This is a genomic window from Winslowiella toletana (assembly GCF_017875465.1).
Lineage (GTDB): Bacteria > Pseudomonadota > Gammaproteobacteria > Enterobacterales > Enterobacteriaceae > Erwinia > Erwinia toletana.
The window spans coordinates 4,586,258-4,603,664 of sequence record NZ_JAGGMQ010000001.1 but is presented as its reverse complement, the minus strand read 5'-3'; the positions used below and the strand labels follow the sequence as shown (position 1 = coordinate 4,603,664).

The window sequence follows — 17,407 nt, the reverse complement described above, 5'->3', positions numbered from 1 at the left end:
CTCAGGCGACAACCGGCAGCACAGTGCTGCGGTACTGATGGCTGATGGTGCGGCCAAGGGTTTCATCCACCAGCTCCATACGGAACTCGCTGGCCGGACGGATACCGCCGATAGCGCCAAGGGTGCCGCAGGTCATCGCCAGACCATTGGCGGGGATACCACCGGTCGCCGCTGCGCTGGTGTAACGATCCAGCAGATCCAGCGGCGTGCGCAGCGTGGCCAGCGTGCCGTCCTGATACAGTACCCATTCGCCCTGCTCACGGATCCAGGAACGTAAAATCAGGCTATCCCAGTGACCGGCCACCTCTTTCATCGCCCAGGCCTGCTGCGCCACCGGCTTAACGCAGACCTGTTTGGACATCGCCACGCTGTAAGTTTCCAGCTGACGATCGGTGTGGTCGGAGGCCAGTGAGACATACAACTCGCCCTCAACGGTAAAGATCAACGGTTCCGCTTCGCCGGAGGTGTGTTCACCCACAACTTCTATGCAGTCAGCCTGCGTCAGCTGATTACTTGCGACACGATAAAACAGCGGCACTGCACCAGGACGGGGCACGCCAAGCGCCTCCAGCTCACTGATATGGTGCATAATTGCCTGATGGTCACGACCGGTCCAGCCAGCAATAACCAGCTGATTTACATCGGTATTTAGTGTATCAGTCTGATTTGCAGGTAAACTAAAGCTCAGTTTCATCACATCTAATCCTTATTTGAAATCACTGTGAAATTTCACACTAACCTTAAATAAGCGATTTTCATGCCATGTTTTTGTGTAGAATGTGAAAGAGTTCAAATCGTCGGAGTGAAATGTGAGCAGCGACACTATGCAATTGGGTGAAAACCCGCGCGCATTATCGTTAAATGAACTGGCTTATTTACGCTTTAAGCAGGCGCTAATCACCCTGAGCTATAAGCCTGGCGATTACCTGAATACTGCGCAGGTGATGGCGGATCTCGAAATGGGTCGTACGCCGGTTAACCAGGCGATTCATCGTTTAGCCGGTGAAGGACTGCTACAGGTGATCCCCCGTAAAGGGGTGATGGTGGCACCACTGTCGATTGATGACGCACTGGAGCTGATTGAAGTCCGGCTGGCCAATGAGTCTCTCTGTATCGCCCTCGCCTGTCAGCGCATCACCGACAGTGATATTGCCGCGCTGCGCGCGATTAATCAGCAGATTGCCGCCGCCAGTCAGCAGCGCGACCGCATCAGTATGATGCTGCTCGATCGCCAGTTCCACCATCTGCTGGCCAGCATCGCCGGCAACAGCCGGTTGATTGATATTCTTAGCGTTATCCATGCCCAGGCGCAGCGCTTCTGGGCGACAACCCTGTCGCACGAAAGCCATATGCAGGAAGTGATTGCCGAACATGAGGCGATCATTGCTGCGCTGGCGTGTCAGGATCGTCAGGCCGCCGAAGCCGCAAATCGTGAGCATGTTTTGTCGTTTAAACGTGCGTTACTGACCGGCTAAACACCGGCGCCGGGCCTGGCAACCCTGCGCATTGCGAAACGCTAAATTCATTAGCTACCTCACACTTCACACCCTCATTACAGCCAGTTGCTCAAATTTCGTCTAAAGTTTTTCGCATGGTCAATAACTTACAGATCATGCTGGTCTGGACAAGGAGAACTGCCGATGATGAAACGAGTTGATAGCCGTCAATGGAGAGCGGCATTAGTCGTACCACTGATATTAAGCGGTGCGCTGGTAGGCGTTACGTTAACTGCCCATGCGGATGGGGAAAATAACCAACAACGCATGTTAAGTAGCGTGCCGCAACCCCCTGATGTGCGACTTGGCCCGCTGTATCACGCGGTGCAATCGGCCAAATTCTTCCCCGATCAGAAGACCTTTGCAGATGCAGTACCGAAATCGGATCCCGCGTCGATTGTCGCCGACTGGCAGATGCAGAAATCGCAGCGCAATTTCGATCTGCGCCGTTTTGTGAACACTAATTTTACCCTGCCCGCAGAGGGTGAAAAATATGTTCCACCGGCAGGACAGAGTCTGCGTGAGCATATTAATGGCCTGTGGCCAGTACTGACACGCACCACCGATAAGGCCAGCCAGTATGATTCGCTGCTGCCGCTACCGAAACCCTATGTGGTGCCCGGCGGACGTTTCCGCGAGGTCTATTACTGGGACAGCTACTTCACCATGCTCGGCCTTGCCGAAAGCGGGAACTGGGATCGCGTGCAGGATATGGTCGATAACTTCGCCCATGAGCTGGATAAATATGGCCATATTCCCAACGGCAACCGCAGCTACTATCTCAGCCGCTCCCAGCCACCGTTCTTTAGCCTGATGGTTGAGCTGCTGGCGAAACATGGCGGCGAACAGGTTTACAGCAAATATCTGCCGCAGTTGCAGAAAGAGCATGATTACTGGATGGCGGACGCCGCGACGGTAAAAGCCGGTGAAGCCAGCAAGCGGGTAGTAAAGCTGCCAGATGGCACCCTGCTTAACCGCTACTGGGATGCGCGCGATGTGCCGCGTACCGAGTCGTATATGGACGATATCGCCACCGCCAGCAAAGCGCCGGATCGTAATAAAGCGGAGCTGTATCGCGATCTGCGTTCCGGTGCGGCATCGGGCTGGGATTTCAGTTCGCGCTGGTTTGATAAACCGGGCGATCTGTCAACCATTCACACCACGCAGATTATTCCGGTCGATCTTAATGCGCTGCTGTTCCAGCTGGAAACAACCCTCGCCCATGCCAGCAAAGTGGCGAAACAGGATGACGCCAGCCAGCGCTTTACCGATCTGGCGAAAAAACGTCAGGCAGCGATAAACCACTATCTGTGGGATGAGCAGGATGGCTGGTTTGCTGACTACGACTGGAAGAAAAACAGCGTGCGCAAACAGCTGACCGCCGCCACGCTGTTCCCGCTGTTCCTGCAGGCGGCTGATAAAGATAAGGCTAATCGTACTGCCACGGCGGTAGAGAAGCAGCTGGTCAAAGAGGGCGGACTGGCTACCACCAATGTGAATAATGGCCAGCAGTGGGATGCCCCCAACGGCTGGGCGCCATTACAGTGGGTAGCGGTGGAAGGTCTTAATCACTATGGTAAGCAGACGCTGGCAAAAGATATCGGCATGCGCTTCCTGAATAATGTGCAGGGCACTTACGATAAGCAGCATAAGCTGGTAGAAAAATATGTGGTGGAAGGTAAAGGCCTTGGCGGCGGCGGCGGCGGTGAATATCCGTTGCAGGACGGCTTTGGCTGGACCAATGGCGTCACCCTGAAACTGATGGATATGTATTGCCCGAAAAATGTCACCTGTAATAACGTGGGTGATATCACTAACACACGGTAAATGTTGTGGGCGGCGTTATCGACGCCCTGTATCAGCTTTGTCGTAGGGGCGGCGTTATCGCCGCCCGCCTTTTTATAAACCGTGGAGCAAACATGCAAAGCTCAAACCGCCGCGCGCTGGTCGCCGGTTCGGTCGGTAACTTTATCGAATGGTATGAATTTGGTGTTTACGGCTTTCTTGCCACGGTGATTGCCGGTAATTTCTTTCGGCTGGAAGGTGAAAGCGAAATCACCAGCCTGATCCTCACCTACGCCGCTTTTGCCCTTGCCTTCTTTTGCCGCCCCATTGGCGCGATTATTTTTGGTCGTATCGGCGACCGCATTGGCCGCAAGCCAACGCTGATCGCGGTATTAATTATGATGACGCTGGCGACCGCCGCCATCGGTCTGATGCCGACCTATGCCACGCTGGGCGTTGCCGCGCCGCTGTTGCTGACACTGCTGCGCATGTTGCAGGGGCTGTTTGCTGGCGGCGAATTTGGCGGCGCGGTGGCGCTGATGACCGAATTTGCGCCGCGCGGCAAACGCGGCAGTTACGGCGCCTGGCAATCTTTTACCGTGGCGCTGGGTTTACTGGCCGGGGCCGGGATTGTTGCGCTGCTGGGAGCTCTGCTCAGCAGCGCGCAGCTACATAGCTGGGGCTGGCGCATTCCGTTCCTGCTGGCGTTGCCGCTGGGTCTGGTCGCGCTGTGGCTGCGATTGCAGCTGGACGAAACGCCAACCTTTAAGCAGGCGCAGCAGCAGACGGCCAGTGCGCCGCTGCCTGGCGTATTCAAAGCCATTGTGCTGGGGATTGGCCGCATGATGGGCTGGTCAGCGGCAGGCTATACCTTTCTGGTGGTGATGCCCTCGTGGCTGCAAACCTCGCTGCATGCCAGTTTTCAGCAGGCACTGGTCGCCACGGTGTTGGGTAATATTGGCTTTGCCCTGACCATTTTACCGGCCGGTCGCCTTAGCGATCGCTATGGCCGTCGCCGGATTATGCTGCTGGCGATTAGCGCCGTGATTGTGTTTACTTTCCCGTTACTGGCGATCTTACAGCAACCTGAGGCGTCACTGTGGCTGAAAGGGCTGGCGGTAATGCTGGCTGGCGCGGTGGTCGGTCTGCTGGCCGGGCCCGGTCCGGCGATGCTGGCCGAAATGTTCCCCACCCGCGTGCGTTATACCGGTTTAGGTCTCGCCTATTCGCTCTCCAACGCGGTGTTTTCCGGTTGTGCCGGTCTGATTATCACTTCGCTGATTAAACAGACCGGCAATATCAATATTCCGGCTTACTATGTGGTGATTATCTCGCTAATCAGCTTGCTGGCGATCCTTACCCTGCGCCCCGACGACCATTTGCGCGACCTGGAAAGCTAAATCCTGCCCTCAGGCGCGCATCGCGCGCCACTGTAACCTTTTGACACACTTCCTGCCCGTTTCCACGCCATTTGGTTAATACCCCGATCTTATTGTGTGAATAGTTAAGTAAAATCAATGCTTGAAACCACAAACGAGAAAGATAATAATTATCATTAGACTGATAAAAATCTGCTCAATTGCTATAAATTTGCGCCTTAGCCGCGGTTCCCCCTCTGGAGTGTGGCTCAATCACCATAAAATAAAGGATAGGAAATAATGAGAATGTCTTTTACTTTAAAGCGTTCTGTTCTGCTCTGTTCACTTGCTGTTACCGCTCCCAACCTTTCGTTTGCTGCCGAAACCATCGTCGTCAGTGCGCAACCCGCCGAAACCGCGGACTCTCCGACCTCTGGTTACACCGCGACCACCAGTAAAGGCGCAACCAAAACCGATGAGCCACTGATCACCACCGGCCAGTCCGTTTCGGTGGTCACCCGCCAGCAGATCGACGATCAGGGCGCCAGCAACCTGAATCAGGTGCTGAACTACACGCCGGGCGTATTTACTAACTTCGCCGGGGCAGCCTCACGTTTCGATACCATCTCGCTGCGTGGTTTCCATGGCGGCGACACCGATAACACCTTCCTTGACGGACTGCGGGTAATGAGTGATGGCGGCAGCCACAACGTCCTGCAGGTTGATCCCTGGTTCCTTGAGCGCGTCGATATTATTAAAGGCCCCTCCTCCGCGCTTTATGGTCAGACCGTACCGGGAGGGCTGGTCAATATGACCTCCAGGCGGCCGCAATTTACTGAAGAGGGGCATTTCCGCCTGTCGGCAGGCACGCAAAATACCAAAGGCGGCGCTTTTGACTATACCAATGCGATTAATGACCAGTGGGCGTTTCGCATTACCGGCATGACCCGCACCAGTGATACCCAGTACGATCATACCCGTGAAGAGCGCTACGCCATTTCGCCCGCGCTGTTATGGCAGCCGACCGAAGACACCTCACTGTTGCTGAAGGCCTATCTGCAGAAAGATCCTTCCGGCGGCTATCATGGCTCGGTGCCACTTGATGGCACCACCAGTTCGCACAACGGCAAAACCCTCAGCCGCAGCTTCTATGAGGGCGAGAGTTCAGTCGATCAGTACAAGCGTAGCGAGCAGATTTACAGCTATGAGTTCGCCCACCGCTTTAACGAAACCTGGGCATTCCGCTCCAACGCCAGCTATACCCACTCCAATATCAATCTGGATCAGGTCTATCAGGCCGGCTGGGTCAGCCCTGACAGCGATGAGATGCGGCGTTATTACTCCGGTAACCGCTCCAGCCTCGACGCACTGGCGATTGATAACCAGCTGGAAGCCGATTTTGCCACCGGCGATCTGCAGCATAAAGTGGTGCTCGGCGCAGAATATCATCAGTACAAAAATGATATGTGGGATGGCCAGGCTACCGCCAGTAATCTGAATCCCTTTACCGGGGTGTCAGGCGGTACAGCGCTGAATTTCTATGAAAATGATGATATTACCCGCCGCTACCATCAGACCGGGCTGTATCTGCAGGACCAGATGAAACTGGATAAGTGGCATCTTGATCTGTCCGGCCGCTATGACCGTATTGTCTCTAAGCAAGTCAACGATACCGATGAAACCTCACGTCGCCGCTCGGACGATCATATCAGTGGCCGGGCTTCACTGCTGTATGCCTTTGACAGTGGTGTTTCGCCCTATGTCAGTTACAGCCAGGCCGTCACGCCAAGCTCGCTGTCCGGCCCGGATGGCAATCTGCTCAAACCGAGCACCGCCGAGCAGTACGAGGCCGGGGTGAAATATCAGCCGGTGGGTACCTCAGATATGTACACCATCGCAGCGTACGATCTGACGCAGAAAGATATCTCTAACCGCGATGTGGTATCAGGAATTAACGTACCGGCCGGTAAAGTGCATTCGCAGGGGATCGAGCTGGAGGCGCGCAATCAGTTAACCCCGCGCCTGAGCACTATCGCCGGTTACACGCTAAACCATGTGCGCTTTAAAGAATCGCCAGATGGCAACAGCGGGCATACGCCTTATATCACCCCTAATCAGATGGCCTCTGCCTGGGCGCATTATCAGTTTGATTATGGCATCAGCGTCGGCACCGGCGTGCGTTATCTCGGCAAACAGTGGGCGGACAACGAAAACACCACCCGTCTGCCTTCGGTGACGCTGTTTGATGCTTCGCTGCGCGCCGATCTTGGCGCATGGGACAGCCAGTTAAAAGGCGCATTTGTGCAGGTGAATGCCAACAACCTGACCGACCGCGAATATATCGCCGCCTGTTACGGCACCGGTTACTGCTACAAAGGGGCAGAACGCACGGTGATGGCTACCATCGGCTACGATTTCTGATAAGCGAAAGGGAGACATCATGTCTCCCTTGTTTCACCGGCACGCCGCCGTATCCCATAGCTGCAAAATTTGCGTGATGGCCGCCGCAAACACCTGATGCTCAACACCATCCCTTGCCAGCGTAGACAGCCCCAGCAGAAAACTATCGAATACCGCCGCCATAACCCGCGCATCCGTTTCTGCTGGCAATTCACCACGGGCAATGCCGCGTTCGACACAGGCAATAAACCCGGCGCGCGTCCGGCTACGCGATTCGGTCAGCGGCCTGACAACGTCGGCGTACTCCGCCGTTGGCGCGCTCATTATCCCCAGCGCCACCATACATCCCTTCGGATGACCTGGTTCACACTGCATGCTGGCCGACTGCCTTAATGCCTGCTCAATTGCCCGGCGCGGTGCCAGATCGTTGTCCCACAGACACGCCGTCACCTGTGCATAGCTGGCTAAATAACACTGCGCCGCCTCAGCAAACAGCGCCTCTTTAGAAGCGAAAGCAGCATAAAAGCTGGGCGCAGAAATGCCGCCGCCGATTGCGGCCTTTAGCTGGCTCAGCGAGGTGGATTCATAGCCCTGCTGCCAGAAAAGGTGCATTGCCTGTTCAACAGCTTGTCTCCGGTCAAAGCGGCGAGGACGCCCCATCTGCGCCATAGCAAACTCCTTATGATGATTATTTATATACTAATCGATACAAAAGTCATTGACAACCCGCCAGCGATCCCCCAACAATTATACCGATCGATACATAAGTGATTTTCTCCCTTATTCTGCACCTGCAAAAGGAATGTTGTTTTGACTATTTCACCTGCATCATCGGCACGATCCTCCAGCGATCGTCTGCCGGTTTCCGCGCTACTGGCGCTGGCAATGACCGGTTTTATCTGCATCGTTACTGAAACCCTGCCCGCCGGACTGCTGCCGCAAATCGCCCAGGGGCTAAGTATTTCGTCATCACTGGCCGGACAGATGGTCACTGCCTATGCGCTTGGCTCGCTGCTGGCCGCCATCCCGCTAACCATTGCCACACGCGGCTGGCGCCGTCGCAATGTGCTGTTGTTAAGCATCGCCGGTTTCCTGCTGTTTAATTCGATTACGGCGCTGTCGCCACATTACGGCCTGACGCTGGCGGCGCGTTTCTTCGCTGGCGTGGCCGCCGGACTGGCATGGAGTCTGCTGGCAGGTTATGCACGACGCATGGTGGCGCCGCATCAACAGGGACGCGCGATGGCGCTGGCAATGGTGGGAACGCCCATCGCGCTGTCAGTTGGCGTGCCATTGGGTACCTGGCTGGGCGCGCTGCTGGGCTGGCGCACCACCTTCGGCGCGATGTCCCTGCTCACCCTGTTGCTGATTATCTGGGTGCTGGTCAAAGTGCCCGACTATCCGGGACAGCAGAGCAATCAACAACTGCCGCTACGCAGGGTATTTACTCTGCCGGGTGTGCGTCCGGTACTGGCGGTGGTGATTGCCTGGATGCTGGCCCATAACCTGCTGTATACCTATATTGCGCCTTTTGTCACTACCGCCGGGCTGGCGGAAAAGGTGGATCAGATCCTGCTGGTATTCGGCCTCGCGGCGCTGGCAGGCATCTGGGTAACCGGCAAAATGGTGGATCGTTTTCTGCGCGCGGCGGTACTAATCAGCATGGCGAGTTTCGCCGCCATTTGCCTGCTGTTTGGCTTGCAGGCCGCCTCACCGCAGGTGATTTACTGTGGTGTGGCGCTATGGGGGCTGACCTTTGGCGGCGCCGCCACGCTGTTGCAGACGGCGCTGGCGGATACGGCGGGAAGCGCAGCTGATGTTGCATTGTCGATGAATGTGGTGGCGTGGAACGGCGCGATTGCAGCGGCGGGAGTGATGGGTGGTCTGCTGCTGGATAGCTGGGGCATCACGGTATTTCCGTGGGTGGCGGCGCTACTGCTGGCGGTGGGGATCGTGATTGCGATGACGGCGCGGCGGCATGGTTTCCGCCCGGGTCAGCGAGCTGGAAGCGCTGATGACGCAGTAATGGCTGACGCCAGATAAAGTAAGCCCGGGTGACCGCAGGCCACCGCATCTGCTGATGGCCACTTTCACCCGGGCTTGAGTTCTTGCAGTCAGTGGTTAACTTCTGACTTTACGATAAATCCACAGCACCAGAATGGCACCGAGCACTGCGATGACCATACTACCGAAGTTGAAGCCATCTACGGTGCCAAAACCCAGGCGAGTACTAATCCAGCCGCCAACCACTGCGCCAATAACGCCTAAAATCACAGTGATAATAAAACCACCGCCATCTTTACCTGGCATAATCCATTTCGCAATAATCCCGGCAATCAGACCAAAAATGATCCACAAAAAAAATCCCATTTTCTGCTCCTTATTTTTTGCTAATTAACACGCCAACCACCAGACCCAGCGCGGCACCGATGCCAACGCCAGCCCACGGATTTTTTTTCAGGTAGTCGCAGGAATCACTGGCGACACTTTTCAGTTCACCACAAAGTTCACTGCCCTTCTCACGGGAATATTCCTGCACCTGCTCAAGATTGTTACGGGCTTCACGCTTAGAAAACATTACACTCTCCTTTATCCAGGCTGACGGCTATCCCGTTGCCATTACTGGGAATAAGTATAGGCGAGATTTCTAACTCTGTGATTTGAATCCAAACTTTGTCGTTAAAAAGCCTGACGGCAAAAGCAAAAGCGTTAAAGTCTGCTGGATTAGCGCCGATAGTGACTGGATAAGTGCAATAACCTGTGATTAACCGTAGCGGAGCAGGATGTGAAACAGGAAGATAAAGAGCAGTATCTTAAGCGTGGCACGCTGGCGGTTCTCGGCGTGCTGCGCGATCTTGAAAAACACCAGACCCCGGTAAGGGTTGCCAGTTCGCGCGGACAATTTATCAGCCGCCTGCTGTTTGTCGATAAAGAGCAGGTGGTGGTCGATTACGGCAGTAGTCAGTATGACAATCAGCTGGCGTTGCAGTCAGAAGATCTGCAGATTTCAGCCGAAACCCGTGGGGCAAAAGTTGAGTTCTCTCTGCCCTCACTCAGTGCGACTGAACATGAAGGTTTACCGGCCTTTGCCGCCCCGCTGCCCGATGAGCTGTGGATGCTGCAACGCCGGGAGTTTTTCCGCGTTAATGCGCCGCTGGAACCGGTGTTCTTCTGTGAAACCCAGTGGCCCGACGGCAGCAAAGCGCGTTTTCGTCTGCAGGATCTTTCCCTTGGTGGTATCGGCGTGCTGGTGGTTGGCGCCCTGCCGGAGAAACTCAGCAGCGGCGATATTCTGCGCAATCTTTATGTGGAGCTGGGGGAGTATGGTCAGTTTACCGTTGATGCTCAGCTGATACATATCGGTGAGCGCACCACCGTCAGCAGTAAAAATGAAACGGTGAGCACGCCGCGTCTGAGTTTTCGCTTTGTGGCGCTGACTGCGGTGCAGGAGCGTCAGTTGCAGCAGGTGATCTTCGCCCTTGAGCGCCTGGCGCGCGATAAAGCGATGCGTTTCCAGTAAGCGCTTTCATCCGGCTGGCTCTGCCTGAACCAGCCGCAAAATGATTTAATGAATAAACCAGTCAGGAACCGGGTCGTCAAACGCCACCCACTCCGCAGGTCCCATCGCCATCTCGCGCTCGGTTAACAATGCAGCATGCAGCTGCCGCCGCAACTGCGCTTCATCCATCTCAATGCCAATAAACACCAGCTCCTGGCGCGCATCACCGCTGCCTTCGACCCAGTTCTGCTTAATCATCTCCAGTGACGCTTGATCCTGTGGCCAGCGCGCTTTCGGTACACTTGCCCACCACATCCCGGCCATGCCCTGCCGCGCCACACCGCCAGCCTGCGACCAGTTACCGGCATAACCCGGACGGCTGGCCAGCCAGAAATAGCCTTTGGAACGAATCACGCCAGGCAGATCGCCGCCGAACAGCTGCCAGAAGCGCTGTGGATGAAAAGGACGACGTGCACGGAACACAAAATTGCGGATGCCATACTCTTCCGTTTCCGGCGTATGGGTACCGCGCAGCTCCTGCAACCAGCCCGGTGCCTGCGCAGCAGCATCGAAGTCAAACAGACCGGTGTTCAGCAGACGATCGAGCGGCACGCGACCAAACTCGGCTAACTCGACTTTTGCACGTGGATTCAGACTGTGCAGAATCGCCAGCAATGTCTGGCGCTGCGACGCATCGATTAAATCGATTTTATTCAGCACCAGCACATCACAGAATTCAATCTGGTCGGTCAGCAGATCGACCACCGTGCGCTGATCTTCTTCCCCCAACGACTCCCCGCGAGCCTGCAAACTCTCATGCGCCTGATAATCGCGCAGAAAATTACCGGCATCCACCACCGTCACCATGGTGTCCAGCCGCGCCACTTCTGACAGGCTGCTGCCATCCTCATCGGCAAAGGTAAAGGTTTCCGCTACCGGCAGCGGTTCAGAAATACCGGTGGACTCGATCACCAGCTGATCGAAGCGCCCTTCTTTCGCCAGTCGCGTCACCTCAAGTAGCAGATCTTCACGCAGCGTGCAGCAGATGCAGCCATTGCTCATCTCAACCAGTTTTTCATCCGTGCGCGACAGCTGCGCGCCGCCCTCTCTGACCAGCGTCGCATCAATATTCACTTCGGACATATCATTAACAATCACCGCTACCCGACGGCCTTCGCGATTATTAAGAATGTGATTTAACAGCGTGGTTTTACCTGCGCCGAGAAAACCGGACAGTACGGTAACCGGCAGGCGGCGTAGCGCAGTATGCTCTGCGATAATCTGTGACATGATAACTCTCCTGATTCAGCATCCAGCATGCTTTATTGTTATGTTATAACATAACAATTAATGATGCCAGTGCCACCCATCAAGTTACCGTCAGCGCCTGATTGTAGTTCTCACCGGTAAACAGCATAAATTCGACCTTGCCGCTGGCGTAGGTTTCCGGCAGATCACCACTGTCGAGATGCCTTACCATAATATCGGTAGCCAGCTGGGCATGCTGGCGGGTGTTCTGGTCGATAGTCAGGGAGATCGCTTTTTTTGCCAGCAATTCGCGGGTGGAGCGATATAACTCATGGGTAATAAACACGCTTTTATCCAACATCCGGTGGCGCGCCAGCGCCTCACTGATTTCGCGGTTACCAAGGCCGGTGTTATAGATGCCGGTGATTTTGCCCGCCTGACTCAGCTGTTTTTCCAGCAGCTTGCTGATGGTATCGCGTTGCTCCTGCCCCGCCAGCACTTCACGCAGACCGATATGCGGAAAATCCTGCTGCAATACATCGCGAAACCCCTGAATACGCAAGCGGTGCGCAATGTAATCAAAGCGGCCGCTGATCATGATCACTTCACCGGCCGTATGCAGCATTTTTCCCATTAACAGCCCGGCGGTACGCCCTGCCTGCAACTGGTTAATACCGACGTGGCATAAGCGTTCAGCACCCGGCAGATCGCTGACAATGGTAATCACCGGTACACCACGCTGTTTACATAACGCCAGCGCATCATAGATGGCAGCATATTCGTGGGCAAAGACGATCAGACCATCGCGTTTATGGCTACAGGCAACAATATGAGCGGCCAGTTTATCGGGACGCGATTCCGGGATAAAGGTGCGGTGCAGGGTCAGGCGGCGATAACCGAGGCCGTTGGCTACCTCGCTAAAATCCTGCGCCAGCTGCTTAAAGAAAAAGGAGTCATTACCGCTCAGCACCACTTCCAGTTGCCAGGGATGGCGATGCTCTTCCGGCAAAATACGATTCAGCCCCGCAGCGCGCGCCGCTTCCAGTACTTTTCGCACGGTGGCTGGCGAGACGCCGCCACGTTCGTTCAGCACCCGATCCACTGTGGCGACGCCGACACCGGCGGTTTTAGCCAGCGCTTCGAGGGTAATTTTTTTCATCCTGCCCATTTCATCCCGCACAGCGTTGAGGGGATTCCATCAAAAACCACGTTCTTCAAGTGTATCGGCTGAAGGTATTTTCACAATGTACGCTGCACGATAGCGCTCACATTATTCAATATCCGGAGTCAAAAAAATGGCAGCAAAGCAACGATTTGCCCTGTTGGGCAGCGGTTTTATCGGTCAGGTTCACGCACAGAATCTGGCGGCGCATCCGCAAGTGGAACTGGCGCTGGTCGCCGATCCTGATGCCGCACGCGCACAAGCCGTTGCCGGGCGCTATGGCGCGCAGGTGGCGGACGTCACCCAGGCGATTAACAGTGATGCGATTGATGCGGTACTGATCGCCAGCGCCACCCCAAGCCATGCTGAACTGCTGGCCGCCGCCGCCCGCGCGGGAAAAGCGATCTATTGCGAAAAACCAATCGACCTGTCGCTGGATCGCGCAAAACGCGTGGTGGAAAAGGTGCTGCCATTTAATCTGCCGATCACTGTTGGCTTTAACCGGCGCTTTGATAACAGCCATCAGCAGCTTAAGCGCCATCTGCAACAGGGCGCCATTGGCCGTACCGAGCTGATTCAGATGGTATGCCGCGCCTCTGAAATGCCGCCGCTCAGCTATCTGCAAGCCTCCGGCGGTCAGATGCGCGACCAGGCGATTCATTTTTTCGATCTGTTACGCTGGCTGACGGAAGATGAAGTCAGTCGTGTTGGCGCGCTGGGTGCGGCGCTGGCATTGCCGGAAATCAGCGCGTTTGGTGATGTTGATACTTCAGTGCTGATTATGCAGATGAACAGCGGCGCGCTGGCGCAGCTGGATAACACCCGACGCACCGGTTATGGCTATGATGAACGTATCAGCGTGATCGGCGAGCGCGGAATGGCGGAGTCCGCCAGTCAGTGTCCACAAGGGGCGACACTATGGCAGGGTTCGCAGGTCACCCGGCCGGGCCTGTGGCCGGACTGGTTTAGCCGGGTGCGCGAGACGTACTATCAGCATCTGGATGCTTTTGTGCGTCAGCTAAACGGTGAGGCGGTGGCGGATCTGCCAGGATTAGTGGATGGCTTGCAGGCGCAGGCGATTGCCGAAGCGGCGGTGCAGTCACTGGCGGAGAAACGCTTCTGTAATATCGAACGGATCGTATTTTAAGCGGAACGGGCGGCGTTCTCGCCGCCCGTGCGGTTAACCTGCTACTTTCTCTTCATTAAAAACAATGCCCATCTGCCGACGCGCTTCGTCCATCACTGACAGCGTCAGCAACGCGCTATCCAGCGAGCGGATCGGTGAGTCGTTAAGGCGCTGGCCGACGCACCAGGCAAAATGTTCCGCTTCATGGCTCAGCTGGGCATAACGGTTGTTCGGCTCTTGCCAGCGTAAACTTTTGCCCCCCTGGCTGGCGGTCAGGGTAAAGGCGCCAGGTGCGTAGAACTGCCCGTCAATCAGTATAGTGGCGTCACGCCCGGCAATCACCGCACCGCCGGGGGTATTGCTAAACAGGGTAGTGTTTAATACTGAGTGCATGCCGTTAGCATGGGTCAGTAACATCGATGCCTGACCATTAACGCCACCGGGCGCCGGCTGGCCGCTGGCGACAATGCTTTCCGGCGCGCCGCCAACTTTCATACTCAACGCAATCAGATAGCTGCCAAGATCCAGCATCGGGCCACCGGCCAGCTCGGGATTAAAGATACGGTGATCGGGGGTAAAAAACTCGCCGTGATCGGCAATCAGGGTATGCAGGTCGCCTAAGACACCATCTGCCAGCAGCTGACTCAGCACATCATATTTTGGTGTAAAGTCGCACCACATCGCCTCCATACAGAGGACGTCCTGCTGCCTGGCGCGCGCCTGAAGTTCCGCCCCTTCACGCGCATTTAGCGCCAGCGGCTTCTCAATCAGGGTATGTTTACCGGCACTGAGCACTTTCAGTCCGTCCGGATAGTGGTGATTATGCGGCGTGGCAATATACACCGCATCAATATCCGGCCGCGCCAGCATCTCATCAACACAAGTAAACACCTGCGGAATCCCCCAGCGGGCGGCAAAGGCATCGCCTTTCTGCTGACTGCGTGACGCCACCGCCACCAGCTGCTGCGCACTGTATTCACACAGCGCTCTGGCAAAGTGATCGGCAATCCAGCCGGGACCGATTATCCCCCAGCGCAGTGAAGGAATAGCGCCTGCCGCCGGGCGACGGGGTACGGGTAATGAGGAAGGAAACATAGTCTCTCCTGTGGTTGTTTTTATCAGATTACTCGCCTGCAGCAACCTGCACCCAGCGGCGTGACGCCATTGATTGTTCAATGGCCGTCAGGATCTGCTGGTTTTGCAGGCCGAAGGCAAAATTCGGATAGCAGTCATGGTCGCTACAGATGCCCTGCACCAGGTCGTGGACCTCGATCACTTTGATATCAAAGTACCCCAGCCCGCCACCGCCAAAATCGAAGCCAAAAAAACCGGCATAGGCCGGGATCTGGCTGCCAGCCAGCAGGGTTTTAAAACCGCGATCATGCTTATCATCATTGAAGCGATAAACCTGCAACTCGTTAAAGCGCTCGCCGTCCATATACAGTGTGCCTTCGGTGCCGGAGACTTCCCAGTACACGCCGAAAATACGCCCGGCGGCAATACGGGAAGCTTCGATCACCCCGGAAGCACCACTGTCAAAGCTCACCAGACACTGCACCTGATCGTCATTTTCCACTTCACGCATTTCGGCATTAGCATCGGTACGGCTGGCGTAACCGGCATCCACCTGCGGCACCGGACGCTGACGCAGATATGTCTGGGCGCTGGCGGTGACCTCACTGATGCCGCCCATCAGAAACTGGGCGACCGAGAGCGTATGCGCGCCCAGATCGCCGAGCGATCCGCTACCACCGAGGGTTTTCGAACAGCGCCATGACCATGGCAAGGAGGGATCATTGTAGAAGCCCTGATCAAAGGTGCCGCGAAATCGCACCGGCGTGCCGATGTCACCGCGTTCGATAATCTGCTTCGCCAGCAGCGCGGCTGGCGTTTTAATATTGTTAAACGCCACCATGGTTTTGACTCCGGCGCGGCGTGCCGCAGCGGTCATCTCCTGCGCCTGCTGCGTGCTGACCGCCAGCGGTTTCTCGCAATAAACATGCTTACCGGCCGCGATGGCGGCAAGCGCCATTTCACAGTGCAGATGGTTTGGCGAGGTGATATCCACCACATCCACCTCAGGATCGTTAATCAGCTCACGCCAGTCGCCAAAGGCTTTCTGCGCGCCAAAACGTGCCGCCGACGCCTCCGCCATGGCCTGATTCTGATCCGCCACCGCATACAGCAGCGGCTGCTTCGGCAGGTTGGGATAGATCATCGCCGCGCGCCGGTAAGCATCGGCATGGGCCTGCCCCATAAAGCCTGAGCCAATCAGGCCAATATTCAGGGTATTCCGCATTATGCTGTCTCCTTAAGGCTAAGCGGCAGCTGAAATTGCTGGCTGACCCAGTGAGCGGCGCGGGTGGCGGTTGCCAGTGGTGGCGCCTGTTGCGGATCCTGCTCAGCTTCAACAATCAGCCAGCCCTGGTAACCCGAGTGGCTGACAAATTCAATAATCGGCGCGTAATCAATGCAGCCTTCGCCCGGAACGGTAAACAGTCCGGCGCGCACCGCATCGTTAAAACTTAAATCCTGCTGATAAACGCGCTGCAAAATCAGCGGCCGCACATCTTTCAGATGGATATGCACAATGCGCGAACCATATTTCTGCAATACACGGGCGATATCCACACCGCCGGCGTAGCCATGGCCCGTGTCCAGCACCAGACCAACATTGCTGCTGGTGTGCTGCATAAAACTGTCCAGTTCGTCATCGTGTTCCACCAGCATCATCAGATGGTGGTGATAAGCGATTTTCAGGCCGTAATCGCGTAGCAATATATCGGCAAATGCATTGACTCTGGCGGCATAGCGGGCCAGATCGATGCTACTGAGCGCCGGCGATCGCGATATCGGCTCATCCAGCGGCGTCGCGCCAGGCAGCTGACCGCATTCGCCATAGACCATCACTGTAGCGCCCAGCTGGCGCAGTAAATTCGCATGATCGCGCACGGCGGCAATCTCTTCCTCTACGCTGCGATCGGCGAGAAACCCGCTGTGCCAGCCCGAGGCCAGCTGCAAACCGACCGCGGAGAGCAGCGGCGCCAGCGCGCTGACGCTGCGCGGAAATTTGCGCCCCAGTTCAATTCCCTGATATCCGGCTGCCGCTGCCTGTTGCAGACAGTTTTCCAGCGGGATTTCACCGCCAAGATCCTCCAGCACATCATTGGTCCAGCACAGTGGACTTACGCCAAGTTGTACCCCTGCTGTTGTCATCTGCTTGCTCCCGAGTGGTAATGCAGGCGACCACTATAATCAGCAGCCTGACGGCCTCGGTATCACTTTGATGATGGAAAACCATCAGGTAAAAATGATGATGATAAGGCGACAGCT

General features: G+C 56.0%; 16 protein-coding genes. 7 read left to right on the top strand and 9 right to left on the bottom strand.

All coding sequences use genetic code 11. From position 1 onward, the window contains the following. Position 1 precedes the first annotated feature (1 nt). Positions 2-694, bottom strand: a complete 693-nt coding sequence (locus J2125_RS21635; protein ID WP_017801988.1) for a DUF2848 domain-containing protein — start codon at positions 692-694, stop codon at positions 2-4. A gap of 130 nt (positions 695-824) precedes the next feature. Here J2125_RS21635 and J2125_RS21630 point away from each other — a divergent pair, with 130 nt between their 5' ends. The 4 genes from J2125_RS21630 to J2125_RS21615 all read left to right on the top strand — a co-directional run bounded on the left by J2125_RS21630 (position 825) and on the right by J2125_RS21615 (position 7,060). After that, on the top strand, positions 825-1,475 hold the full coding sequence (locus J2125_RS21630) for a GntR family transcriptional regulator (RefSeq protein ID WP_017801987.1): 651 nt from the start codon (positions 825-827) through the stop codon (positions 1,473-1,475). 165 nt (positions 1,476-1,640) lie between these two features. After that, positions 1,641-3,323 carry an alpha,alpha-trehalase TreA gene (gene treA, locus J2125_RS21625; RefSeq protein ID WP_017801986.1) on the top strand — a complete coding sequence of 561 codons (1,683 nt, stop codon included), beginning with the start codon at positions 1,641-1,643 and terminating at the stop codon, positions 3,321-3,323. A 92-nt stretch (positions 3,324-3,415) separates the two neighbouring features. Next, positions 3,416-4,681, top strand: a complete 1,266-nt coding sequence (locus J2125_RS21620; RefSeq protein ID WP_017801985.1) for an MFS transporter — start codon at positions 3,416-3,418, stop codon at positions 4,679-4,681. Positions 4,682-4,939: 258 nt separating this feature from the next. Then, positions 4,940-7,060, top strand: coding sequence for a TonB-dependent siderophore receptor (locus J2125_RS21615; RefSeq protein ID WP_026111820.1), 2,121 nt, complete (start codon positions 4,940-4,942; stop codon positions 7,058-7,060). A gap of 33 nt (positions 7,061-7,093) precedes the next feature. On the opposite strand, the gene J2125_RS21610 is transcribed toward J2125_RS21615, so the two are convergent. Then, positions 7,094-7,708 carry a TetR/AcrR family transcriptional regulator gene (locus J2125_RS21610; protein WP_017801983.1) on the bottom strand — a complete coding sequence of 205 codons (615 nt, stop codon included), beginning with the start codon at positions 7,706-7,708 and terminating at the stop codon, positions 7,094-7,096. Between the two features lie 216 nt (positions 7,709-7,924). Between J2125_RS21610 and J2125_RS21605 the strand changes: the two genes are divergently transcribed. Continuing rightward, the gene (locus tag J2125_RS21605) at positions 7,925-9,082 is read left to right on the top strand and encodes an MFS transporter (protein WP_198510901.1); all 1,158 of its coding nucleotides are present in this window, start codon (positions 7,925-7,927) and stop codon (positions 9,080-9,082) included. Between the two features lie 78 nt (positions 9,083-9,160). Here J2125_RS21605 and J2125_RS21600 read toward each other — a convergent pair whose 3' ends face one another. Both J2125_RS21600 and J2125_RS21595 read right to left on the bottom strand, forming a co-directional pair. Then, a complete protein-coding gene (locus J2125_RS21600) occupies positions 9,161-9,409 on the bottom strand; it encodes a GlsB/YeaQ/YmgE family stress response membrane protein (protein WP_017801981.1) in 249 nt (82 codons plus the stop codon). Between the two features lie 10 nt (positions 9,410-9,419). Next, entirely contained in the window at positions 9,420-9,617 is a 198-nt protein-coding gene (locus J2125_RS21595; RefSeq protein ID WP_017801980.1) for an ElaB/YgaM/YqjD family protein, read from the bottom strand. 207 nt (positions 9,618-9,824) lie between these two features. Here J2125_RS21595 and J2125_RS21590 point away from each other — a divergent pair, with 207 nt between their 5' ends. Next, positions 9,825-10,559, top strand: coding sequence for a flagellar brake protein (locus J2125_RS21590; protein ID WP_017801979.1), 735 nt, complete (start codon positions 9,825-9,827; stop codon positions 10,557-10,559). 45 nt (positions 10,560-10,604) lie between these two features. Here the strand turns inward: J2125_RS21590 and zigA are convergent, their stop codons facing one another. Together zigA and J2125_RS21580 are read right to left on the bottom strand one after the other, a co-directional pair. Beyond that, positions 10,605-11,828 carry a zinc metallochaperone GTPase ZigA gene (gene zigA / locus J2125_RS21585; RefSeq protein ID WP_017801978.1) on the bottom strand — a complete coding sequence of 408 codons (1,224 nt, stop codon included), beginning with the start codon at positions 11,826-11,828 and terminating at the stop codon, positions 10,605-10,607. Positions 11,829-11,907: 79 nt separating this feature from the next. Next, positions 11,908-12,945 (bottom strand): LacI family DNA-binding transcriptional regulator, encoded by a 1,038-nt coding sequence (locus tag J2125_RS21580; protein ID WP_017801977.1) that lies wholly within the window; start codon positions 12,943-12,945, stop codon positions 11,908-11,910. 136 nt (positions 12,946-13,081) lie between these two features. On the opposite strand from J2125_RS21580, the gene J2125_RS21575 reads away from it, so the two are divergent. Continuing rightward, on the top strand, positions 13,082-14,095 hold the full coding sequence (locus J2125_RS21575; RefSeq protein ID WP_017801976.1) for a Gfo/Idh/MocA family oxidoreductase: 1,014 nt from the start codon (positions 13,082-13,084) through the stop codon (positions 14,093-14,095). 33 nt (positions 14,096-14,128) lie between these two features. Here J2125_RS21575 and J2125_RS21570 read toward each other — a convergent pair whose 3' ends face one another. The 3 genes from J2125_RS21570 to iolE are packed head-to-tail and all read right to left on the bottom strand — an operon-like array spanning position 14,129 to position 17,290. Beyond that, positions 14,129-15,169 carry a Gfo/Idh/MocA family protein gene (locus J2125_RS21570; RefSeq protein WP_017801975.1) on the bottom strand — a complete coding sequence of 347 codons (1,041 nt, stop codon included), beginning with the start codon at positions 15,167-15,169 and terminating at the stop codon, positions 14,129-14,131. Positions 15,170-15,197: 28 nt separating this feature from the next. Further along, the gene (locus J2125_RS21565; RefSeq protein ID WP_017801974.1) at positions 15,198-16,373 is read right to left on the bottom strand and encodes a Gfo/Idh/MocA family protein; all 1,176 of its coding nucleotides are present in this window, start codon (positions 16,371-16,373) and stop codon (positions 15,198-15,200) included. After that, positions 16,373-17,290, bottom strand: coding sequence for a myo-inosose-2 dehydratase (gene iolE / locus J2125_RS21560; RefSeq protein WP_026111819.1), 918 nt, complete (start codon positions 17,288-17,290; stop codon positions 16,373-16,375). The genes J2125_RS21565 and iolE overlap by 1 nt, the downstream gene beginning before the upstream one ends. Positions 17,291-17,407: the final 117 nt, after the last annotated feature.

Bases quoted from the DNA above. Each gene is read 5' to 3' on its own strand.
- J2125_RS21635 (WP_017801988.1), bottom strand. From the start codon at position 694: ATGAAACTGAGCTTTAGTTTACCTGCAAATCAGACTGATACACTAAAT.
- J2125_RS21630 (WP_017801987.1), top strand. From the start codon at position 825: ATGCAATTGGGTGAAAACCCGCGCGCATTATCGTTAAATGAACTGGCT.
- treA (WP_017801986.1), top strand. From the start codon at position 1,641: ATGATGAAACGAGTTGATAGCCGTCAATGGAGAGCGGCATTAGTCGTA.
- J2125_RS21620 (WP_017801985.1), top strand. From the start codon at position 3,416: ATGCAAAGCTCAAACCGCCGCGCGCTGGTCGCCGGTTCGGTCGGTAAC.
- J2125_RS21615 (WP_026111820.1), top strand. From the start codon at position 4,940: ATGAGAATGTCTTTTACTTTAAAGCGTTCTGTTCTGCTCTGTTCACTT.
- J2125_RS21610 (WP_017801983.1), bottom strand. From the start codon at position 7,708: ATGGCGCAGATGGGGCGTCCTCGCCGCTTTGACCGGAGACAAGCTGTT.
- J2125_RS21605 (WP_198510901.1), top strand. From the start codon at position 7,925: ATGACCGGTTTTATCTGCATCGTTACTGAAACCCTGCCCGCCGGACTG.
- J2125_RS21600 (WP_017801981.1), bottom strand. From the start codon at position 9,409: ATGGGATTTTTTTTGTGGATCATTTTTGGTCTGATTGCCGGGATTATT.
- J2125_RS21595 (WP_017801980.1), bottom strand. From the start codon at position 9,617: ATGTTTTCTAAGCGTGAAGCCCGTAACAATCTTGAGCAGGTGCAGGAA.
- zigA (WP_017801978.1), bottom strand. From the start codon at position 11,828: ATGTCACAGATTATCGCAGAGCATACTGCGCTACGCCGCCTGCCGGTT.
- J2125_RS21580 (WP_017801977.1), bottom strand. From the start codon at position 12,945: ATGAAAAAAATTACCCTCGAAGCGCTGGCTAAAACCGCCGGTGTCGGC.
- J2125_RS21575 (WP_017801976.1), top strand. From the start codon at position 13,082: ATGGCAGCAAAGCAACGATTTGCCCTGTTGGGCAGCGGTTTTATCGGT.
- J2125_RS21570 (WP_017801975.1), bottom strand. From the start codon at position 15,169: ATGTTTCCTTCCTCATTACCCGTACCCCGTCGCCCGGCGGCAGGCGCT.
- J2125_RS21565 (WP_017801974.1), bottom strand. From the start codon at position 16,373: ATGCGGAATACCCTGAATATTGGCCTGATTGGCTCAGGCTTTATGGGG.
- iolE (WP_026111819.1), bottom strand. From the start codon at position 17,290: ATGACAACAGCAGGGGTACAACTTGGCGTAAGTCCACTGTGCTGGACC.